This window comes from Bacillus cereus group sp. MG20 (genome assembly GCF_040459885.1).
GTDB lineage: Bacteria > Bacillota > Bacilli > Bacillales > Bacillaceae_G > Bacillus_A > Bacillus_A cereus.
Window position 1 is genome coordinate 5088589 of the sequence record NZ_JARVHF010000001.1, and the last position, 20242, is coordinate 5108830.

The window sequence follows — 20242 nt, forward strand, 5'->3', positions numbered from 1 at the left end:
CCAATACCTGCATATCAAGTGTAGGGAATAATGAATATATTAAGAGCATTACTTTTTAAGGGGATAATGTAAAAAGTAATTGGTAGAGACATAGAAATCTTTGTAATAGAAGCGAATGCCTGATGATATTACTGAGGGAAGGTGCATATTTTCATTGATATGTAAATATGCACCTTTTCTATTGTATATGCAATTTAATAAAGTTAATTTGAGTTTCTGTAACGTTCATATATGAAGCCATTCTTTAAAAAAGGACGTGATTTATCATACAAATTCACGCTGTGAAAATACCAAAGAATATTGAAAGTCATTTGTTTAAGAAACTTAGTAACTTGGTTTCAAATGGGAAGAAAGAGCGAATGAAGCGATTATTAAATTCATGCGACATTAATAGGACCCTGATAGGGGATTTACTAATCCGATCTCTAATCTGCCAAAAGTATAAAATTAATAATGAAGAAATTAGATTTATATATAATGAGTATGGAAAACCTTTTGTTGAAAACTTTTCTGACTTTCATTTTAATGTGTCTCATTCAGGAGAATGGGTGGTTTGTACTACTGCTAATTTTAATGTGGGTATTGATATAGAAAAAGTTTCAGAAATAGAGGCTTTTAAATTAGCAAAAGAATTTTTTTCAGCGGAAGAATTTTATGATATATCTAATATGAATTCTGATGAACAAATTAATTATTTTTATGATTTATGGACATTAAAAGAAAGCTATATAAAAACGATTGGAAAAGGGCTTTATACCCCATTAAATTCATTCTCTATAAAAAAAGAATCACGAACTTCAATTTCATACAAGCATATACCTAAAAACTTTTACTTTAAACAATATAACATTGATTCAAATTATAAGTTATCTGCTTGTGCAACAAGAGATGAATTTCCGCAAGAGATAATAATTAAAGACATTTATACAATTTGCCAAACTATATACAAATTTGAAAGTAAGGAGAAAATCAATGCAGAAGACTAAACTTTTTTGCTTTCCACATGCTGGGGGATCTGCGTTTAACTACGCAAAATGGAAAAATTACTTTAATCCATATATTGAAGTAGTCCCGATAGAATTAGCTGGCAGAGGATATAGAATTGAAGAAAGCTTGTACCAAGGTATGGAAGAGGCCGTAAATGATGCCTACACTAGTATAGTTAAGCAAATAGATGCTTCGCCGTACATTCTATTCGGGCATAGCATGGGGAGTTTGATTGCCTATGAAGTAGCCAGGAAAATACAGGATTCTAATAACGAATTACCTGAATTTCTTGTTTTGTCCGGTAGAAACCATCCAAATAGTAAAATAAAAAATATCCGATATAATCTTCCTAATGAACAATTTAAAAGAGAAGTTATTGCAATGGGAGGTACACCATCTGGGGTACTTCAATCAGAAGAATTAATGGAGATTTTTCTCCCTATTTTAAGAGCAGATTTTAAGATTGTCGAGACATACATTCATGATAATAATATACAACCATGTGATATTGATTTTCTTATATTTAATGGGAAAAATGATGAATTTACTACATATGATCAAGTAATAAAATGGAAGCAATATACAAGTAAAACGTGTACTTTTCATTCTTTTGAAGGTAGTCATTTCTTTCTAAATGAAAATATTGAAGAAATAGCAAAGAGTATTATAGGAAAGTTAAATTCTAAAAGATTATCAACTAGTTTTTAGAGGTTTTCTTTCATCATCAGACAGTCGTTGGATAACTGGTGAGTTAATTGATGCAATTTGTGGATCTTGCTTATAATGCTAATTGTAAGTATTATGTACTTTAAAACCAAAACTTTCTCAATTTAATGTTGAGAAAGTTTTGGTTTTTATTATTCTAGTAGTAATCACTTTTTAAAGTTATAGAAATTTAAAAATAAAGTATTGTATACATGTAAGTATGATTAAAAATGAAAAGTTGTAAATGCTAAATTTAATTAAATACGCCTTACTCTCTTTAACATTGGCCTGAATGAATAGTTTATAGGAGATTACACTGGCTAAAGATGCGATAATTGTTCCAAGCCCTCCAATATTTACTCCTAGTAATAAAGCTTTCCAATCAGAAGTAAAGTTTGATAGAAGAATTGAAGTAGGAAAATTGCTAATCAATTGACTCAAAAATATGGAACTAAAGAAGACTGAAGTATCTCCTCTTAAATTAGCGCGAGCAAATGTCTCCAGCGCATCCGAATGGGAAATGTTTCCGATAAAAATAAAAAAACCGACAAAGGTTATTAGAAGAAAGTAATCGATCTTAAAAAGTAAGTTTCTATCTAACGTAAATGCAGCTATCAATGTGACTATTAGCGCAATGTAATAATTAATGACACCAAAAATAGATGCAATGATAGTGATAAGTATCAAAATCCAGACGGTAGCTTTTTTTCGATTTTTCACGGTAATTACAGGTAGTTCTATTTTCAAATCTGTTTTTTGAAGTTTTTGAGTAAATATAAATAACAAACTGATTCCAAGTACAGCTAAAAGCAGGATTGAACCTAAAAATGGGATGAGCTTAATTCCATAGTAAGAATATAGATATAAATTTTGTGGGTTTCCCATAGGCATCAAGCTACTGCCGATGTTTGCCGCAATTGTCTGCAGGATGATTGTATCCATCATGTTCATTTTTGTTTGTTTACTAATGACAAGTGTTATTGGTACAAAAGTGAGGAGGGCGACATCATTTGTTACAACCATGGAGCAAATAAAGCATAACAAAATTAGAATAATAGATATTGACCTGCTGTTATTGCATTTATTTAAAATTACAACGGCAAGTTTGTCTAATATCTTTAGCTGTTCAAAGGCCTTAATGGCCACCATTAGATTAAATAAGCTAATTAACACTTCAAAGTTAATATATTCGATCTTTGGTGAATGTATTAAGCAGCTTACAATTGCTAGTATCAGTGAAATGGTAAGTATTAAATCCTTTTTTAAAAATTTGAATTTCATAAGGAGTCTTTTTTTATTTTGAACGAATACTATTTCTTTCACAATACACCACCTGTAATCTATGTTAGTAGAATGAAAAGCAAAGGAAATATACATTTAATGATAGATATTCAACAAATCCTCTTATATTGCAATAAAATTAATAGCTTTTCTTATCAATTGGTTGTTCTAAAATTTGAAACTTAAATGGAATCATATTAATAACGTTTTCAAAAAAATAATAATATGAGTAGTTTTTTATTTGTGGAGCTGTCAAAATCATATTTTTGGATAACTCGATATTGCTAGAAAAGAGGATGACATAAGGTTCTAAATAAGAGTTTTGTAATGTTTCATCCCTTCAACAAAATCCTTTTTTGCTAAGTGTCTGTAATGTTGTAAATATGTGCAATATAGAGGAATCCCACTAGGGGGATTAATTGATAAAACAAATGTTTTTTGTATGATACCATAAATAAATTAAATGTTTTATTTTTTGAATATTCTTATAACATTTCGTTGATTCTTGATTTCAAATCCTTTATATGAACTTCTAAAAGAGAAAAGTATGCATGTTTTTATGAAGAAAATAGAGGCTTGTCAAAGGTTAGGTAGAACGGAATCTGCGACGTTTGGATACTGTATAAAATTCACAAAATCTCAGTGTTTTTTAGATGAAAAAAGACTTAAAATATTTTTTGTTTTTATAAAAATCTGTACTTTTTCGTAACATTCTGTACTTTTAATTATAAATTAAAGACAAGGTTTTCTTAGTTGAATAGTGAAAGCGCTTTATAGATTTTTCGCGAAGTTTTTACCTAGCCTATTTTTGAGATTAGTAGTGAGAAAGGAGATATTTCCATGTTCTTGAGACAATTAACAAAAAAACACTTAATCACTATTGATTATTATGATTTAAATCACCGGTAAACGAAACAAACATAATAGTACAACAATGTTAGTGGATAAAAATATTAGTTTGCAGAAAGGGGTAGAGCATCCGTTTGTATAAGCGTTAAGTACTTCAAAATTTCAGTTTTACGGTTACATGTTGTGATGTTTGCTTAAACAGGCCAATCCGATTAATATAGAAAATTTTTATCCTTGTTGTATTTGAATATGAAAGAGGTATTTGTACCAGGAAATATAGGTGATTTTATATAGATTATGATATACAAATTTTTGCATGGAGTGATGGTATGGAAAGGCTTTTTGTAGACTTAGTCGGATCAACAAATGATTTTTTATGGTCTAAATTGTTAATTATTATGCTTGTTATTTGCGGAATTTATTTTACATTTAAATTGAATTTTGTACAGTTTCGAATGTTAAAAGAGATGGTCCGTGTATTAATGGAGGGGAAAAGTGGTTCTAAAGATCAAATCTCTCCTTTTCAAGCGTTTTGTATTGGTATGGCAGCCCGCGTTGGAACAGGGAATATCACAGGAATTGCGATTGCAATTGCATTAGGTGGTCCTGGAGCTGTATTTTGGATGTGGATTATTTCTATTATTAGCTCGGCCTCCAGTTTTGTCGAAAGCACATTAGCACAGATATATAAAGTAAAAGATAAAACTGGTTTCCGCGGTGGTCCATCCTATTATATGGAAAAAGGGTTGAATAAACGTTGGATGGGAGTATTATTCTCTATTTTAATCACAATTACTTTTGGTCTTGTATTCAATTCAGTACAATCAAATACAGTTACAATTGCTTTTCAAAACTCATTTGGTACAGATCGTCTAACAGTTGGGATAATCATGGCCATTGCTTTCGCTGCGATTATTTTTGGTGGTGTACAACGTATTGCAAAAATGGCTGAATACAAGGTGGTATTTTTAGCGGTATTATACATTGGAGTTGCATTATTTGTTGTAGTTACCAACATATCAAAAATGCCGGAAGTTCTTTCTCTTATTGTTCAAAACGCATTTGGTTTTAAACAAATAGCAGGCGGTTCAATTGGTGCAGCACTTATGAATGGAGTTAAACGTGGTTTATTTTCAAATGAAGCTGGTATGGGAAGTGCACCAAACGTTGCCGCAACAGCAACAACAAGTCATCCGGTGAAACAAGGACTGATTCAAGCATTTGGTGTATTAACGGATACACTGATCATTTGTACTAGCACTGCCTTTATTATTTTGCTGTCTGATGCATATAAACAACCGGGGTTAAATGGTATTGCACTTACACAAGCAGCATTAAGTGAACACATAGGTCCTTGGGCATCGGGTTGTCTTGCTATCTTTGTTTTTTTATTTGGATTTGGTGCGTTAATTGGCAACTATTATTATGGTGAAACAAATATTCGCTTCTTACATACAAGTAAAGTGTGGTTAATGATATACAGAATAAGTGTGTTGGCTATGATTGTATTTGGTTCTGTTGCAAAGATTCAAATTGTATGGGATTTAGCGGACTTATTTATGGGCTTTATGGTTATTATTAATTTAATTGCTATTACCTTACTTTCAAAAGTAGCATTTGCGGCGTTACAAGATTATATAAACCAGAAAAAAGCTGGTAAAGATCCTATTTTTTATAAAGAAAACATTAAAGGACTTGAAAATATTGAATGTTGGGATAGTTATGAGAAAACTTCAAAAAAGAAAAGTGTGTAATAAGAAGGATATTCAGACTGCAATATGTCTGAATATTTTTCTTGGTTCTAGTGCAAATAGTATTGATTATAGTAAAGAAAAAATCATTCTATATAAAGTTAATAGTACGGGGGAATATGATTAAATGATAAAGGATTCTAGCGTTCAAGTTGAGGGTCAAGAAAAAGTTTGCTTAGATAAATGGGTAGCTCATTATCGAACGTATGCAGCTAAGGGACGAAGCGCCAGTTATATTCCTGCTCTGGGGGAAATAAATGTATCGCAGTTAGGTATTTGTATAGTAAAGCCAGATGGAACAATGATAAAATCAGGAGATTGGGAGATACCTTTCACATTACAAAGTATATCAAAAGTAATCGGTTTTATAGCCGCTTGTTTAAGTCGCGGTATTTCTTATGTATTAGAACGAGTTGACGTAGAGCCAACTGGAGATGCCTTTAATTCAATTATTCGTTTAGAGATACATAAACCAGGAAAACCTTTTAATCCTATGATTAATGCTGGAGCAATTACGATAGCTTCACTTTTGCCAGGGACATCGGTGCAAGAAAAATTAGAATCTCTATACGTATTAATTGAAAAAATGATAGAGAAGCGTCCTGCTATTAATGAAATAGTATTTCAATCAGAATGGGAAACGGCTCATCGTAATAGAGCATTAGCATACTATTTAAAGGAGAATGGTTTTCTAGAATCAGATGTGGAGGAGACACTAGAGGTTTACCTAAAACAATGTTCGATTGAAATAAATACAGAAGATATTGCCTTAATAGGGCTTATACTAGCACATGATGGATATCATCCTATTCGCAAAGAACAAGTGCTCCCTAAAGAAGTAGCTAGGTTAACAAAAGCTTTAATGCTTACTTGTGGAATGTACAATGCTTCCGGAAAATTTGCTGCTTTCATTGGATTACCAGCTAAGAGTGGGGTATCCGGCGGAATTATGACACTTGTTCCCTCAAAATCTAGGAAGGATTTATCGTTTCAAGATGGATGTGGTATTGGTATTTACGGACCAGCCATTGATGAGTATGGGAATAGTTTACCAGGAATTATGTTGTTAGAACATATTGCAAAAGAATGGGATTTAAGTATATTTTAACAAGGAGCACAGATATTTTGGTGTTAGAGCGAGTCCAAAAGTGTTCAGACCTTATATTGTGTCTGAACATTTTTGAGTTATAAAGTATCTTTCTAAAGTAGAAGAGTGTAATGAATACTCACAATCTATAATGCTTTCGTTTATAACTTATTTATCAGTTTTTGAAAAAAATAGAGTAAGTATTGTATTAATGCAAATAGGTTTGTATACTGACTGTTAGGCGAAAGTGAGAAGTGATTATTTTGAATCTTAGTAATTTAGTAAAAAAAGACATCTATATTCTCGTTTTAATGATACTTACAGTACCCTTAGTAGGTGAAATAAAGTCATTTCCCTTAAATGAAACATTTAGAATGAGCTTTGGTGCACCAACATTTTTCTTTTTTTTGTTATTGTTTCGACGAGTTCCAGCATTTTTACCGGGTTTTTTAACAGCGATAGTCGTGGTAGTATTTCGTATCTCAATGGATGTCATTATAAAGGAAAATATGGATTGGCTAGCCGCTTTTCATACTCACTATCCTAGTTTTTTCTTTTATTTTACTTATTCGTATCTCTTTCATTTAGCAAAAATCAAACGTTTTTATCATCAACCACTAATGATTGGTTTTATTGGTTGCATGATTGAGATACTGTCAGACTGTGTGGAATTAATGATTCAATATTTCGTATTAAAAACATCGATCACATCCGAGGCAATAAATGAGATCATTGTTATCGCATGTTCCCATAGTTTTATAGTTCTAAGCTTTTTCAATATGATGAAATTGTATGAAGCACAATCAAGGGAGCGACATATAAAGAAACAAAATGAACATATGCTCATGCTCATCTCTAATTTATATGAAGATGCTGTTCATTTAAAAAAAACATTACAAGATGCTGAGAATATAACAAAAAAATCCTATGATTTATATAAAACTTTGGACTCTTTTGAGCATAAACAGATGGATTTTCAGTTTGAGGATTTAAGGCAACAGGCATTACAAATTGCTGGTGAGGTCCATGACGTTAAAAAGGATAACCAACGTATTTTTGCGGGACTTTCAAAATTAATTTCAGATGAAAGTTTTACAGATTATATGTCTGTACATGAACTAGTAAATATCATTATACGGGCAAATACGAAATATGCACAGTTGTTAGAGAAAGATATCCAATTTGTGTATAAAATTGATGGTGTGCATCCTCATTATCATATTTATACAATCTTATCTATTATAAATAATATCGTTACAAACGCTGTAGAAGCTATCCAAGGTATGGGAACCATCACAATTGACATTAATAAAGACCACCATTTTGTTGAATTTCAAATAGGCGATAATGGTCCTGGTATTTCTTCAAAATATAAAGATTCAATTTTTGAGCCTGGGTTTACTTCTAAATATGATGATTTAGGCAATCCATCGACAGGTATCGGATTATCGTATGTTAAAGAAATGGTCGCACAACTTGAAGGTGATGTTACGCTTGAGGACAGAACCGAAGGAAAAGGATCAATTTTTATAATTAAATTAGGGATTGATCATATAATTTCGAAAGGGTGATTCTATGTATTTTTATATAGTAGATGATGAAAAAGCGGTTCGCTCAATGTTGGCTCAAATTATCGAGGATGAAGATCTTGGGGAGGTTATAGGAGAAGCTGAGGATGGTTTATCTTTAGAGCAACAAATGGTAATCCTTAAAAATATAGACATTTTATTTATCGATTTGTTAATGCCGAATCAAGATGGAATAAAAACAATTCGTCAAATAAAGCCTTCGTTTAAAGGGAAAATCATCATGGTCTCTCAAGTAGAATCAAAAGAATTAATTGCTGAAGCTTATTCGCTTGGTGTTGAATACTATATTATTAAGCCAATTAACCGGATTGAAGTATTAACAGTTGTTCGGAAAGTCATTGAACGAATTCGTTTGGAAAAATCAATAAAAAACATTCAAGAATCGCTTAATATGGTACTAAAATTGGATAGTAATTCAAGTGTGCAAGAAAAATACCGTAATGAAAAACATTTAAATACTTTCAATCATTTTCAAAATTCCATTCATTTTCTTTTGTCTGAATTAGGAATAGCCAGTGAAAGTGGAAGTAAAGATTTAATGGATATGCTAGATTATTTATATAAATATGAACAAGATAACACGTTGGAACAAGGCTTTCCCTCACTAAAAGAGATTTTTATGAATTTGGCTCAAAAAAAACTTGGGGATTCAGCTGAAGATGCCGAATTAAAAAGGTTCATAGAAGCTTCCAAACAACGGATTCGGAGAGCAATTTATCAATCATTAAACCATTTAGCATCCCTTGGACTTACTGATTTTTTAAACCCGAAGTTCGAAAATTATGCTTCTAGATTTTTTGATTTTACTACCGTAAGGAGAAAGATGACAGAATTGAATAATGAACCAACATTACCTGCTCGTATTGATACGAAAAAATTTATTCAAGTTCTTTATTTTGAAGCAAAACGAATACACCTGGAGTTAAGATGATAAACTCTTGCTAATAATTATTTTCAATTGATAGATTGATAATAATTTTTCTTTTTATTCTCTTTTATTTCATATTAGTTTTAAAATCAGAAAATTCCGTATCGATTCGGTAGAAGTGTATGAACTTAGAACAAAAGAATATGTATTTTTTATTTTTTTAAACATTAATATTCATTAAAAAAAACGAGTATTTTCACAATAAAATATAAATACATAGTAAGTTGAATTTAAAAAAAGATGCTATCTTCTAGCATCTTTTTTTCTTTAAGAGGAAATATCATTGATCCTTATATTATTTGAAATTCAAATGCGGGCATATAAATAAGGGAAAAGGAGATAATATTTAACAAATTATAATTGGAAATGGTATTTTAGGTCAGAAATGTTTTTATACTAATTAGGTTATTGGTACTAAATAAGCATAATGTCTCGCTTTTCTGCTCTTTAATCTTATAGTTATTTTTTATTAAGTACATATCGTTTTTTAGAAATCTCAATCCTAGCAGAGTATATAAATTGGGTGATAAAAATGTGGAACGTAATTACTTCTTATCTTCCAGATTGGAAAGTCTTTGTACAAGCTTTTATCTTGTTTTTAATTCCGTATACTATCTCAAGATTTTTTCATTGGGTTCGTATGGCAGAGAAAGAGTGGGAAGAATGAGTTGGTCGAAGTCAAGAGACAAACAAGTGAAAAAAATAATATTCAAAGTAAAACGAAACAAGATCATAAACCATCTCAAAATGCAAACGTTCATTTCACAAATGATTTTGCCTCTAACTTAGAACTTATAAAGCAACAAATCGGACATAATTCTGATGTTCGCTTTCGGAAGTTTAATATTGGACGCACAGATATTCAAGCTGGGATCGTTTTTGTTGATGGTCTATCAGATAAAGAGATAATTGACAAACATATTATGAAATTATTAATGGATGATTTTTCTGATGAATATAAAAATGAATCTTCTTATGTGGAGGGGACTGTTTCAAAAGAATATATTAAAAATAAAGTTCTTACAATTAGTGAAGTAGCAGAAGTCCATTACATAAAAGATTTAATACCCAAAGTATTGATAGGTTCAACAGCTCTTTTAATTGATGGTTTAGCAGATGTGTTTATTCTTGGTACAACAAAAGCAAATAAACGAAACATTGAAGAACCAGTATCGGAGGCATTAGTCAGAGGGCCACGGGTCGGTTTTACTGAAGTATTAAGTGATAATACCTCACTTTTGCGACGACACTGTGCGGATGAGAGCTTATCATTAGTAAAGCTACCAGTAGGAGAACGTGCAAAGAAAGAGTTAGTCGTCGCATTTATTAAAGATCTTGCTAGTACAGAATTGGTGGATGAAATAAAAAACAGAATTCAGAAAATTGACATAGACAGTGTACTCGAATCTGGTTATATAGAGCAACTCATTGAAGATAATTATCTCAGTCCCTTTCCGCAGATTCAAAATACAGAACGACCTGATCGTGTTATTAGTGCTTTGATGGAAGGTCGAGTAGCTATTTTGTTAGATGGAACACCATTTGTTTTAATTGCTCCAGTTACATTTAGTATGCTGCTGCAATCACCAGAAGATTATTATGAAAGGTGGCTTCCTGGTACGCTTCTCCGCTTATTACGCTTCATGACAGCTTTTGTTTCATTATTTGCTCCAGCACTGTATATTTCTTTTATTTCATTTCATCCAGGATTAATTCCCACTAAGCTCGCTATTTCTATTATCGGATCGCGAGAAGGAGTTCCTTTTCCCGCTTTAATAGAAGCGTTAATTATGGAAGTAGCTATCGAAGTTTTGCGAGAAGCAGGTTTACGTCTGCCTAAACCGATTGGACCTGCAATGGGAATTGTGGGCGGTTTAATAATTGGTCAGGCTGCCGTAGAAGCAGGAATTGTTAGTCCAATAATGGTTATCGTTGTTGCGGTAACAGCAATTTCTTCTTTTACTATTCCGCAATATAGTGTGGGAATTACGTTACGCATTCTTCGTTTTGTAGCTATGTTTTGTGCTGCGATATTTGGCTTGTATGGTGTTATTCTCTTCTTTCTTTTACTTTGCAGTCATTTAGTGAAACTGAAAAGTTTTGGCGTTCCTTATACTAGCCCTGCTGTTCCGTATCGATTTAGTGACTGGAAAGATTTTATGGTTCGCATGCCATTAAAAATAATGAGACGTCGACCGAAAATAATGCATACCAAAAAAACTATCCGCAAAAGGTAGCTGATGACGAAAGGAAGTGGCCTTCAGTGATTACGAAACCTAAAGACCGAATAACAACTTCGCAAGCAGTTGTTATTATTGTAAATTACATACTTGGGACAGGAATTCTCACTTTGCCTAGAGCATCTGTGGAAAAAGTGAAAACACCAGATGTATGGCTAAGTGTTATATTAGGTGGGATACTCGCAATGGTTTCAGGAGTAATTATGGTCAAATTAAGTCAGCAGTTTCCAAATAAAACATTTTATCAATACAGTCAAGATATTGTAGGGAAATGGATAGGCAGGTTGCTTAGTTTTCTTATTATAGGGTATTTTCTTACAACTTCAGCATTTCAAATTCGTTCAATGGCAGAAGTAATAAGCTTTTTTTTGCTAGAAGGAACCCCCACATGGGCTATTGTTATGCCTTTTATGTGGATAGGTCTCTATTTGATTATGAGTGGTATTAATTCAATTGCACGGATGTTTGAAATAATATTTCCTATTACTGTTTTTATTTTTTTAATCATTTCCTTTATGAGTATCGGAATATTCGAGATAGATAATCTCCGTCCCGTATTAGGTTTGGGAATTAAACCAGTATTAGATGGGATAAAAACAACGTCTCTCGCATATACAGGTCCTGAAATTATGTTAATTCTTTTGGTATTTATGGAACAACGAAATAAAGCAGTAAAAGCTATTTTAGTTGGAATTTCTATTCCGTTAATCTTTTATGTAATAACTGTTGTAATGGTCATTGGTGCATTATCAATTGATGGAGTTGTAACAAGAACATGGCCGACAATTGACCTTATGCGCAGTTTTGAAATTTCTGGATTGATATTTGAACGTTTTGAATCTTTACTGCTTGTAATATGGATTATGCAAATATTTGCTACCTATACGATTAGTTATTATGCAGCTGCATTAGGATTAGCACAACTCTTTAAAAAGGGTATTCATCCGTTTATTTTTGCTTTAATTCCAATCATTTACATCATTGCTATGACTTCGAAAAATATAAATGACTTGCTTAAATTGGGGGATATGCTCGGTAATGCTGCTTTATTTTTATTTGGTTTACTGCCACTGCTTCTTCTTATTATTACGCGATTAAAAGGAGGAGTAGTGTGAAACATAAATTTAATTATATGCGGTTCTATTTGGCTTTGTTATGGACGCTTTTGCTTCTATTTTTAACAGGATGTTGGAGCAGTAAAGAAGTAGAAGAGTTGAGCTTAACTGCAGGTATAGCACTAGATAAAGGGAAGGATTCAACAATTGAGAAAGAGGATGAGGAAGGAGGTTATCCTAAAAGAAATCTTATAACAGCTACGTATCAAATTGTTAGTTCGCAAGCACAAAGTAAAGGAAATGGACAACAAAAACGTTATATAAATGTTTCTGAGACCGGTGATTCCATTCATCAAATTGTTCGTGAGTTTTCTTTGAAAAGAGAGAGCACAATGTTCAGCCCACATTTAAAAAACATTGTTATTAGTGATAGTCTTGTACGTACATACAGTTTAGAACAATTACTTGAACAGTATCTCCGTGACAATGAAGTTCGGCTTAGCTGTATGCTCTTAATTAGCAAGGGTCTAGCGAAGGAGGTACTGGAATCAAACAAAAAAGGAGAAATCCCAGCATTTCGTTTGTCTGGAATTGCAGATAATAGAAATAGAACAACAAGGATTTTACCTCCTGTATCGCTCGCTAAATTGGAAGGAAAGATGCGGTCAGGGTCCAGTTTTCTTTTGCAAAATGTAATCTCGATAAAAGGAGAAACAAAATTTGCAGGAGCTGCTGTAATTAAAGGAAAGACAAAAAAGTTGATGGGCTTTTTAAATGAACAGGAATTGGAAGGAGTAGTATGGATAAACGGAAAAAGGAATGGTGGTGTGGTAAAAACTTTTGATAAAGAATCAAAGAAACTCATTATATACGAAATAAAGTTAATAAAAAGCAAAATCATACCACATGTTAACGGAAATAATATTTCCTTTGATGTAAACATTGAATCAGAAGGGCGTTTGTCTGAAAATTGGATGCAATCAGGAAAAGATTTTGAAAATGAATTTTTAAAAAGGGAAGAAAAAGCTATTGAAAAAGAAGTAAAGCACTTAGTACATCATGTTACAAAAAAAATACAAAAAGAATACCAAGTCGATATTGCGGGTTTTGGCAACCAATTAAGAATTAAACACCCGAGAACATGGGAGAAAGTCAAAAAAAATTGGGATCAAACATTTAGTAAGGTACCGATTAAATATCATATAAATGTAACTATACAAGATTATGGAGCGTCAAGTTTAAAACGGTGAGATACCTTAATTAATATTATATTTGCATCAAAACAAAAAGTTATAAAAGTTTTAATTTGAAAATTTTTGTAACTTTTTGTTTTTTTATGTCCTTCTTATTATAGATTAAAGAAATGATTTTATCCGGCTATTTGCCGGGCAGTAAGACCCCCACCTCAAAATTCAGCGAAAGCAAAGAAGTTATTAGAGGTATATGTAAGCTCTATATAGGAAGGAGAATTTTGAAATTCTATTGATAAACCCAGTAATTGTAATAGCCCTTATTTAGAATAATAATTTCAAAATCAATAAAATTTAGAGTAGAAGGAGCAAGAGCAAATTATTATGAATAAACAAATAGGATTCATCGGATGTGGAAACATGGGTATCGCTATGATAGGTGGGATGATAAAAAAAAATATAGTTTCTCCAGATCAAATAATTTGTTCAGATTTAAACGTCATTAATTTAAAAAATGCTAGTAATGAATATGGCATAACTATAACTACTAACAATAATGAAGTCGCTAAAAGTGCTGATATTTTAATTTTATCAATCAAACCAGATTTATACTCATCGGTAATTAACCAAATAAAAGATCAAATAAAAAATGATGTAATCGTTGTAACTATTGCTGCAGGAAAAAGTATTAAGAGCACTGAGAATGAATTTGGTAGAAAGTTAAAGGTTGTTAGAGTAATGCCTAATACACCGGCACTTGTTGGAGAAGGAATGTCTGCGTTATGTTTTAATGAAATGGTTACAGAAAAAGATATAAAAGAGGTACTTAACATATTTAATATTTTCGGCCAGACGGAGGTCGTAAATGAAAAACTAATGGATGTTGTTACATCTATTAGTGGTTCTTCTCCAGCATATGTGTATATGTTTATAGAAGCCATGGCAGATGCTGCTGTACTTGGCGGTATGCCGAGAAAACAAGCTTATAAATTTGCGGCTCAGGCTGTATTAGGTTCTGCAAAAATGGTATTGGAAACAGGAATACATCCAGGTGAATTGAAGGATATGGTTTGTTCTTCAGGTGGAACGACGATAGAAGCTGTAGTAACGCTAGAAGAAAAAGGTTTAAGAACAGCTATCATTTCAGCTATGAAACGTTGTACGCAAAAATCTATGGAAATGTCTAGTTTAACTAGTAAGTGAGAAGCGAATTTATATAATATTTCAAATCTATTTAATGTAAAAGAAATATTATGAGGCTAGTTAATAACTAAGTAAATTTATATACAACACTAAAGAGAAAAACAAACCTTATTTTAAAGGGGATACAGAAAATATGAGTAATTTACTAAAAAAGAAATCCGTTACACAATTGTTAGAGCATAATCAAAGCAAGACTTTAACGAAAACATTAGGAGCATTTGATTTAATTATGTTAGGGATAGGCTCGATAGTTGGAACAGGGGTACTTGTGTTAACTGGATTAGTAGCAGCAAGAGATGCTGGTCCAGCAGTTATTTTTTCATTTGTACTTGCAGCAATTATATGTGGATTTATAGCATTATGTTACGCAGAAATTGCTTCCACACTCCCGGCATCTGGTAGTGTATATACGTACTCATATGCAACAATTGGTGAGTTTGTTGCTCATCTAGTAGGTTGGTCATTGCTGTTAATATATATCGTGGCAACAGCGGCTGTCGCTGCTGGATGGACAGGCTATTTCCACAATTTAATAAAGGGGTTTGGATTAGAGATACCTAAAGCTCTAGTAACGATTCCTTCGCATGGTGGTATTGTGAATCTACCAGCAGTAATCATTACATTGATATTAGCATGGATGTTATCCCGTGGTACGAGGGAAAGCAAACGAATCAATAATATAATGGTATTGATTAAAATTGGAATGATTTTGTTGTTTATTACGGTTGGTATATTCTATGTAAAACCAATGAACTGGATACCAATTGCACCATACGGTTTAAGTGGAGTTTTTACGGGTGGAGCAGCTATTTTATTCGCTTTTACGGGTTTTGATATATTAGCAACTTCAGCAGAAGAAGTAAAAAATCCGAAACGTAATCTTCCGATCGGTATTATTGCATCATTAATCATATGTACAATTATTTATGTTATGGTATGCCTTGTTATGACAGGAATGGTTTCCTATAAAGAATTAAATGTTCCTGAGGCGATGGCTTATGTAATGGAAGTTGTAGGACAAGGAAAAGTCGCTGGTGCAATTGCTGCAGGTGCTGTAATTGGCCTTATGGCTGTTATTTTTTCCAATATGTATGCGGCAACACGAGTATTCTTTGCAATGAGTCGTGATGGATTGTTACCGAAATCATTTGCGAAAGTTAATAAGAAAACTGGAGCACCCACTTTTATAACTGGATTAGCAGGAATAGGGAGCTCTATAATAGCTGGGTTTATTGATTTGAAAGAATTAGTTAATTTAGTTAATATCGGTAGTTTGGTGACATTTGCGTTAGTTTGTCTATCAGTTATTATCCTTCGTAAATCACACCCAAATTTAAAACGTGGATTTATGGTACCTTTTGTACCTGTATTACCATGCGTTGCAATTGTATGCTGTGTGTTTTTAATGCTAAATTTACCGTTAAGGACATGGGTGTACTTTAGTATTTGGATTACTATTGGGGTAGTAATATATTTCCTTTATTCGATAAAACACAGTAATTTAAATGAGGAAACGATCTCGAAATTACATGATAAAATTGCGAGATAATAACGATTGAAAATTTTATTAATAATCATATTGATAGTTGAGTAACATAGAAACAGTTTTTTGACATTTAGCAAGAGATAAAATAAGAGATGCTAGGGCAGCTAAGTACTTTTTTAGAAACCTTGCTTGTTTTTTACGATTTAAAACTGCTAAGGAGAGAGAAGTATGAGTGAATTGCATTTTATGAGTATAGAAGAATTGGATAATAAATTAAAAAAATCTGAAAGTGGTATTTATTTCATTAAAGATTATAATGACAATATTATTTATGTAGGCAAGGCTTTTAGTATAAAAAGTAGAGTATTAGCTCATTTTAATAGTTATTCCAATATTGAGGAATATGTACATTTATTTTATAAAGTAGCGTATCTTATTGAAGATAGTTTGTTAAAACGCTCTTTGTTACAAGTTACTTATATGATTAAATATAAACCAGTATTAAACAAAGAAGTACAAAAAGAATTCCCAGAGTTGTATACTCAATACATTAAGCAGACAAATAAAAAATCTATGTTGTTAGAAATTGATGAAGCTAAAGAAAAAAGGGATGAGTTAAAGAATAAATTAGTAAAATTAGTGGGTGGAAAAACTATGTTTTATGACATAATTTCTCTGTTAAACAATGGATATAACTATCATGTCCTCGCAAAAGTATTGAGCATAGAACTTCAAACTTTAATTATAATAAAAGAACACCGAAATAAATTCCCGATACCACATAATTATAAGAGGACAATAAAACATCAAGATATAATGTATGCTTTATCTGGAAAAAAGAATTTAAGTACTTAAAGGTTAAACACTTAACTTTAAAATAGTAAATTCGTTGCTTTTGTAGCTTTTATTGTTATATTGAAATGCAATGTACATTTGTGTTTCAAATTTAATTGGTGGAATAAGGGGAGGGAAAGGGTTCCTATAAAAACACTGGAATAAATTAGGTTACTCATGCGAAAGTAATACAAATGAAATTCTTATTTCTGCTACTACAAGTACTATTGAGCAAATGAAGTATGAAAGTGCTTTTGAACTAGGGGTCACACTGGGACCTGATACATCACATCATCTGCAAATGGTTCGGATCGTTGGAGAGATTACAAAACGCTTAGTTTGAATGGCTGAAAAACAGTTAACAGGTCAATACAGACTACACTAAGAAAATAATCCGTATATATACGGATTATTTTTCCTTTAATTTACAAAAAATAAATTTCTAAATTGAAAAAACCTCTCAGATTCCTTTGTAATAATCTTTTTTAGTTGTGCTAATGACATAGGTATCGAAAGGTGGTAAATTCGATACGAACGATGTATAAGCCTTTAAAAGAGTTTTGGTGTTAATTATAATTCCATAATACTTAAGCCGATATAATAAAATGTTTTATGTCTAAATCGATATAAAGGAATAGTTTTTAAGTGATATTTCTTTTTTATAGAATAAGCAAAACCTGATATTGTAGTAATTATTGTTTTGAGGTCAATTTACTGTGCACCTTGGTTATTGAAGTTTTTTATTGATTAACAACTATTGTATTTGGAAATTAATAATAAGTTTATCTCGCTGTTTGCTGGGCAGTAAGACCCCCACCTCAAAATTCAGCGGAAGCAAAGAAGTTAGGTGGGGGATCAACTGTCCGTAAAAGCCCGATTGGTGTGGGCTAATAATCAGTGGGGATGAACAAAACCCCCACTGATTAAAGTTTCACTTTATGTGATGCGGTAATAAAACTATCTAGTTTGCTATTTTTAGTATTTGTAAAGTCTATATATTTTCCTCTTTTGTGGAAAGTAAAACTAATGTTGCGACCAGTAATATAGTGTCATTTTTTTGAATATTCCATTCGTTTTTTTATGTTTAGTTGAGTACTTGAATTTCCTCCACCTTGTACTTTTCAAAGCATAGTGCTTCAAAAATAACCGTATCGCTTTCATCTGTTTCCAATTTCACAACTTCTTTATTATCTTTTTTTAAAATTTGGAGCAAAATAGTTTTTCAGTTTCATATTTAAATTAGCAGTATTTATTTTTTTGAATTCAATTTGTATAAGTGATTGAATTGGAACTTTGACTGTTGTTTCTTGCGGTGGTACAGTATCTCCTGTTACTTTCGCTGTATTTTAAATCTTTTTCCAGCTTGGTCCTCGCATTGACTACCACTGTATTTTGTAGTACTTCACTGTTTTCTCAAGTTCAATAATTATATCTTGTAGAATTAAGAAAAGAACTTAACTTATTTCATTTACTTATCTACTCTGATGTTTAGATGCTAACTACAATTAAATAATATATGATTTTTATAAAAAAGATATAGTAATATTTTGTTGTGAATTGTACTAATTTGATATTTTATAGTATTATTTGTCGTGAATTATATCTAACAGAATATATTTTATGGATCTATAAAGGAGAATGTAATGAATACTTCTATCGATATACAACACTTGTGTGATCTTGCACATAAAGCATTTAATGCCCCTGTACATATTTTATCTGCAGACAGAAAAATTTTATATCATTCTACATCTGATAATGTTTGTAGTCCTTTTTATTCTTCAAAAGAAGAACATCTTAGTGATATTTATCAAGAAAACGATCCCTTTAACTTGCCACTTTTTCGAAGTAACAACTATCTTGAAAATTTTGTTCTAATTCATATAGAAAATCATGATGATATTAAAGGGACTATTATAATCGGTCCTACTATACATCCAAAAGATTCAGATGATATGATCATAAAATTTCAGAAAGAATTTAAATCAAATGATAACATTCAAGAAAGACTTGCCTATTATCAGTGTTTATCTGAGATCAAAAAAACTACATTAATTGATATGGGAATTTTATTACATTACATGATTTTCAATGAAAAGTTAGATGTAGATATTGTCTTGGAAAAAAATAAAGTACTAGAGGAAATTCCTAATAAAAATGTGAAACCTGATTTATATATTTTAAAACGCCGACAAAACAAACCTAAAACGCACAATATGGCATTAGTAAATGATTTCTTTTCGACTATTAAAGAAGGCAATAAAAAAAAGTTAATACAGTATATGTATGCGGTTTCGCAAGAAGATGTTGAACTTATGCTAATAGAGGATCCGCTCAGGAATCAAAAAAACCTTGGAATTATTGCGATTACCTTAGCCACTCGATATGCAATAGAAGGAAACCTGCCACCAGATATTGCTTTTGCTCATAGTATTTTATATATACAAACCCTGGAACAATTAGATAATGTAGAATCTGTAAAGCGATTGTCAGGGGATGCTTTACGTACTTTTGCAGATCGTGTGAAAGAATACAATGCAAAAAAGTATTCTTACGCGGTTACTACATGTATAAAACATATTAATAAAAATGTTTACGATGGAATATCTCTGAATGAACTTGCTAATCATTTAGAAATTACGCCTACTTATCTGTCTAAACTATTTAAAAAAGAAATGGGAATTACTTTAAGCGAATATATTCAAAGGGAACGAGTGGAAGAAGCAAAAAAATTATTAACACTCACTACTTATTCGTTATCAGATATCTGTGCGTGGCTTAACTTTAATGACCAAAGTTATTTTATAAGAGTTTTCAAAAAAATCACTAGCATGACTCCCAGGCAGTACCGTGAAAAATATACAGTAATATAAGCTTGTTATCTGCTGTCTCCAATGTAAAGACTTAAACATGGGTATAAGTATCCCAAAAAATGAAAATTCACTAACCATTATTTTGCTAAAGGAAACAAAAAGATAGAAGGCTGCAAAGTGCTCCAAGGAAACTTTGTAGCTTTTTTGTCATTTAAAACCTACGTTTATAACGAAGATAAGTTTA

The 20242-nt window shown here is 31.7% G+C and carries 17 protein-coding genes and 1 pseudogene; 16 read left to right on the forward strand and 2 right to left on the reverse strand.

What is annotated here, in order from left to right; genetic code table 11:
- Nucleotides 1-281 precede the first annotated feature (281 nt).
- The 3 genes and pseudogenes from QCI81_RS26060 to QCI81_RS26070 form a co-directional block, all read left to right on the forward strand.
- On the forward strand, nucleotides 282-986 hold the full coding sequence (locus tag QCI81_RS26060) for a 4'-phosphopantetheinyl transferase family protein (RefSeq protein WP_071729972.1): 705 nt from the start codon (nucleotides 282-284) through the stop codon (nucleotides 984-986).
- Nucleotides 973-1695, forward strand: coding sequence for a thioesterase II family protein (locus QCI81_RS26065; protein ID WP_023521954.1), 723 nt, complete (start codon nucleotides 973-975; stop codon nucleotides 1693-1695). Before QCI81_RS26060 ends, QCI81_RS26065 begins: the two co-directional genes overlap by 14 nt.
- Nucleotide 1696: 1 nt before the next feature.
- Nucleotides 1697-1771: pseudogene (locus QCI81_RS26070) on the forward strand (short-chain dehydrogenase); the annotation flags it as partial.
- A gap of 101 nt (nucleotides 1772-1872) precedes the next feature.
- Here QCI81_RS26070 and QCI81_RS26075 read toward each other — a convergent pair.
- A complete protein-coding gene (locus QCI81_RS26075) occupies nucleotides 1873-3015 on the reverse strand; it encodes an anion transporter (protein ID WP_071729974.1) in 1143 nt (380 codons plus the stop codon).
- Nucleotides 3016-4151: 1136 nt separating this feature from the next.
- On the opposite strand from QCI81_RS26075, the gene QCI81_RS26080 reads away from it, so the two are divergent.
- The 12 genes from QCI81_RS26080 (at nucleotide 4152) to QCI81_RS26135 (ending at nucleotide 17528) form a co-directional block, all read left to right on the forward strand.
- The gene (locus tag QCI81_RS26080) at nucleotides 4152-5576 is read left to right on the forward strand and encodes an alanine/glycine:cation symporter family protein (RefSeq protein WP_065382360.1); all 1425 of its coding nucleotides are present in this window, start codon (nucleotides 4152-4154) and stop codon (nucleotides 5574-5576) included.
- 124 nt (nucleotides 5577-5700) lie between these two features.
- The gene (glsA, locus tag QCI81_RS26085) at nucleotides 5701-6681 is read left to right on the forward strand and encodes a glutaminase GlsA (protein ID WP_071729980.1); all 981 of its coding nucleotides are present in this window, start codon (nucleotides 5701-5703) and stop codon (nucleotides 6679-6681) included.
- A 233-nt stretch (nucleotides 6682-6914) separates the two neighbouring features.
- Nucleotides 6915-8231, forward strand: a complete 1317-nt coding sequence (locus QCI81_RS26090) for a sensor histidine kinase (protein ID WP_000584810.1) — start codon at nucleotides 6915-6917, stop codon at nucleotides 8229-8231.
- A gap of 4 nt (nucleotides 8232-8235) precedes the next feature.
- Nucleotides 8236-9180 (forward strand): response regulator, encoded by a 945-nt coding sequence (locus QCI81_RS26095; RefSeq protein ID WP_000274088.1) that lies wholly within the window; start codon nucleotides 8236-8238, stop codon nucleotides 9178-9180.
- 529 nt (nucleotides 9181-9709) lie between these two features.
- Complete coding sequence (locus tag QCI81_RS26100; RefSeq protein ID WP_000267389.1) at nucleotides 9710-9844, forward strand: hypothetical protein; 135 nt, start codon at nucleotides 9710-9712, stop codon at nucleotides 9842-9844.
- 1 nt (nucleotide 9845) lies between these two features.
- Nucleotides 9846-11414: a spore germination protein gene (locus tag QCI81_RS26105; protein ID WP_340137271.1), complete on the forward strand. Its 1569-nt coding sequence runs from the start codon at nucleotides 9846-9848 to the stop codon at nucleotides 11412-11414.
- Nucleotides 11415-11440: 26 nt separating this feature from the next.
- The gene (locus QCI81_RS26110; protein WP_071729982.1) at nucleotides 11441-12532 is read left to right on the forward strand and encodes a spore germination protein; all 1092 of its coding nucleotides are present in this window, start codon (nucleotides 11441-11443) and stop codon (nucleotides 12530-12532) included.
- Nucleotides 12529-13722 (forward strand): Ger(x)C family spore germination protein, encoded by a 1194-nt coding sequence (locus tag QCI81_RS26115; RefSeq protein WP_071729984.1) that lies wholly within the window; start codon nucleotides 12529-12531, stop codon nucleotides 13720-13722. The genes QCI81_RS26110 and QCI81_RS26115 overlap by 4 nt, the downstream gene beginning before the upstream one ends.
- A gap of 324 nt (nucleotides 13723-14046) precedes the next feature.
- A complete protein-coding gene (proC, locus tag QCI81_RS26120) occupies nucleotides 14047-14865 on the forward strand; it encodes a pyrroline-5-carboxylate reductase (RefSeq protein ID WP_071729987.1) in 819 nt (272 codons plus the stop codon).
- Nucleotides 14866-14998: 133 nt separating this feature from the next.
- On the forward strand, nucleotides 14999-16414 hold the full coding sequence (locus tag QCI81_RS26125; RefSeq protein WP_071729989.1) for an amino acid permease: 1416 nt from the start codon (nucleotides 14999-15001) through the stop codon (nucleotides 16412-16414).
- A gap of 165 nt (nucleotides 16415-16579) precedes the next feature.
- Entirely contained in the window at nucleotides 16580-17206 is a 627-nt protein-coding gene (locus QCI81_RS26130; RefSeq protein WP_071729991.1) for a nucleotide excision repair endonuclease, read from the forward strand.
- A gap of 178 nt (nucleotides 17207-17384) precedes the next feature.
- Complete coding sequence (locus QCI81_RS26135; RefSeq protein ID WP_071729993.1) at nucleotides 17385-17528, forward strand: small, acid-soluble spore protein, alpha/beta type; 144 nt, start codon at nucleotides 17385-17387, stop codon at nucleotides 17526-17528.
- 741 nt (nucleotides 17529-18269) lie between these two features.
- Here QCI81_RS26135 and QCI81_RS26140 read toward each other — a convergent pair.
- Nucleotides 18270-18398, reverse strand: a complete 129-nt coding sequence (locus QCI81_RS26140) for a hypothetical protein (protein ID WP_003270913.1) — start codon at nucleotides 18396-18398, stop codon at nucleotides 18270-18272.
- 430 nt (nucleotides 18399-18828) lie between these two features.
- Here QCI81_RS26140 and QCI81_RS26145 point away from each other — a divergent pair, with 430 nt between their 5' ends.
- Nucleotides 18829-20058, forward strand: a complete 1230-nt coding sequence (locus QCI81_RS26145; protein WP_023521964.1) for a helix-turn-helix domain-containing protein — start codon at nucleotides 18829-18831, stop codon at nucleotides 20056-20058.
- The last annotated feature ends 184 nt before the right edge of the window (nucleotides 20059-20242 follow it).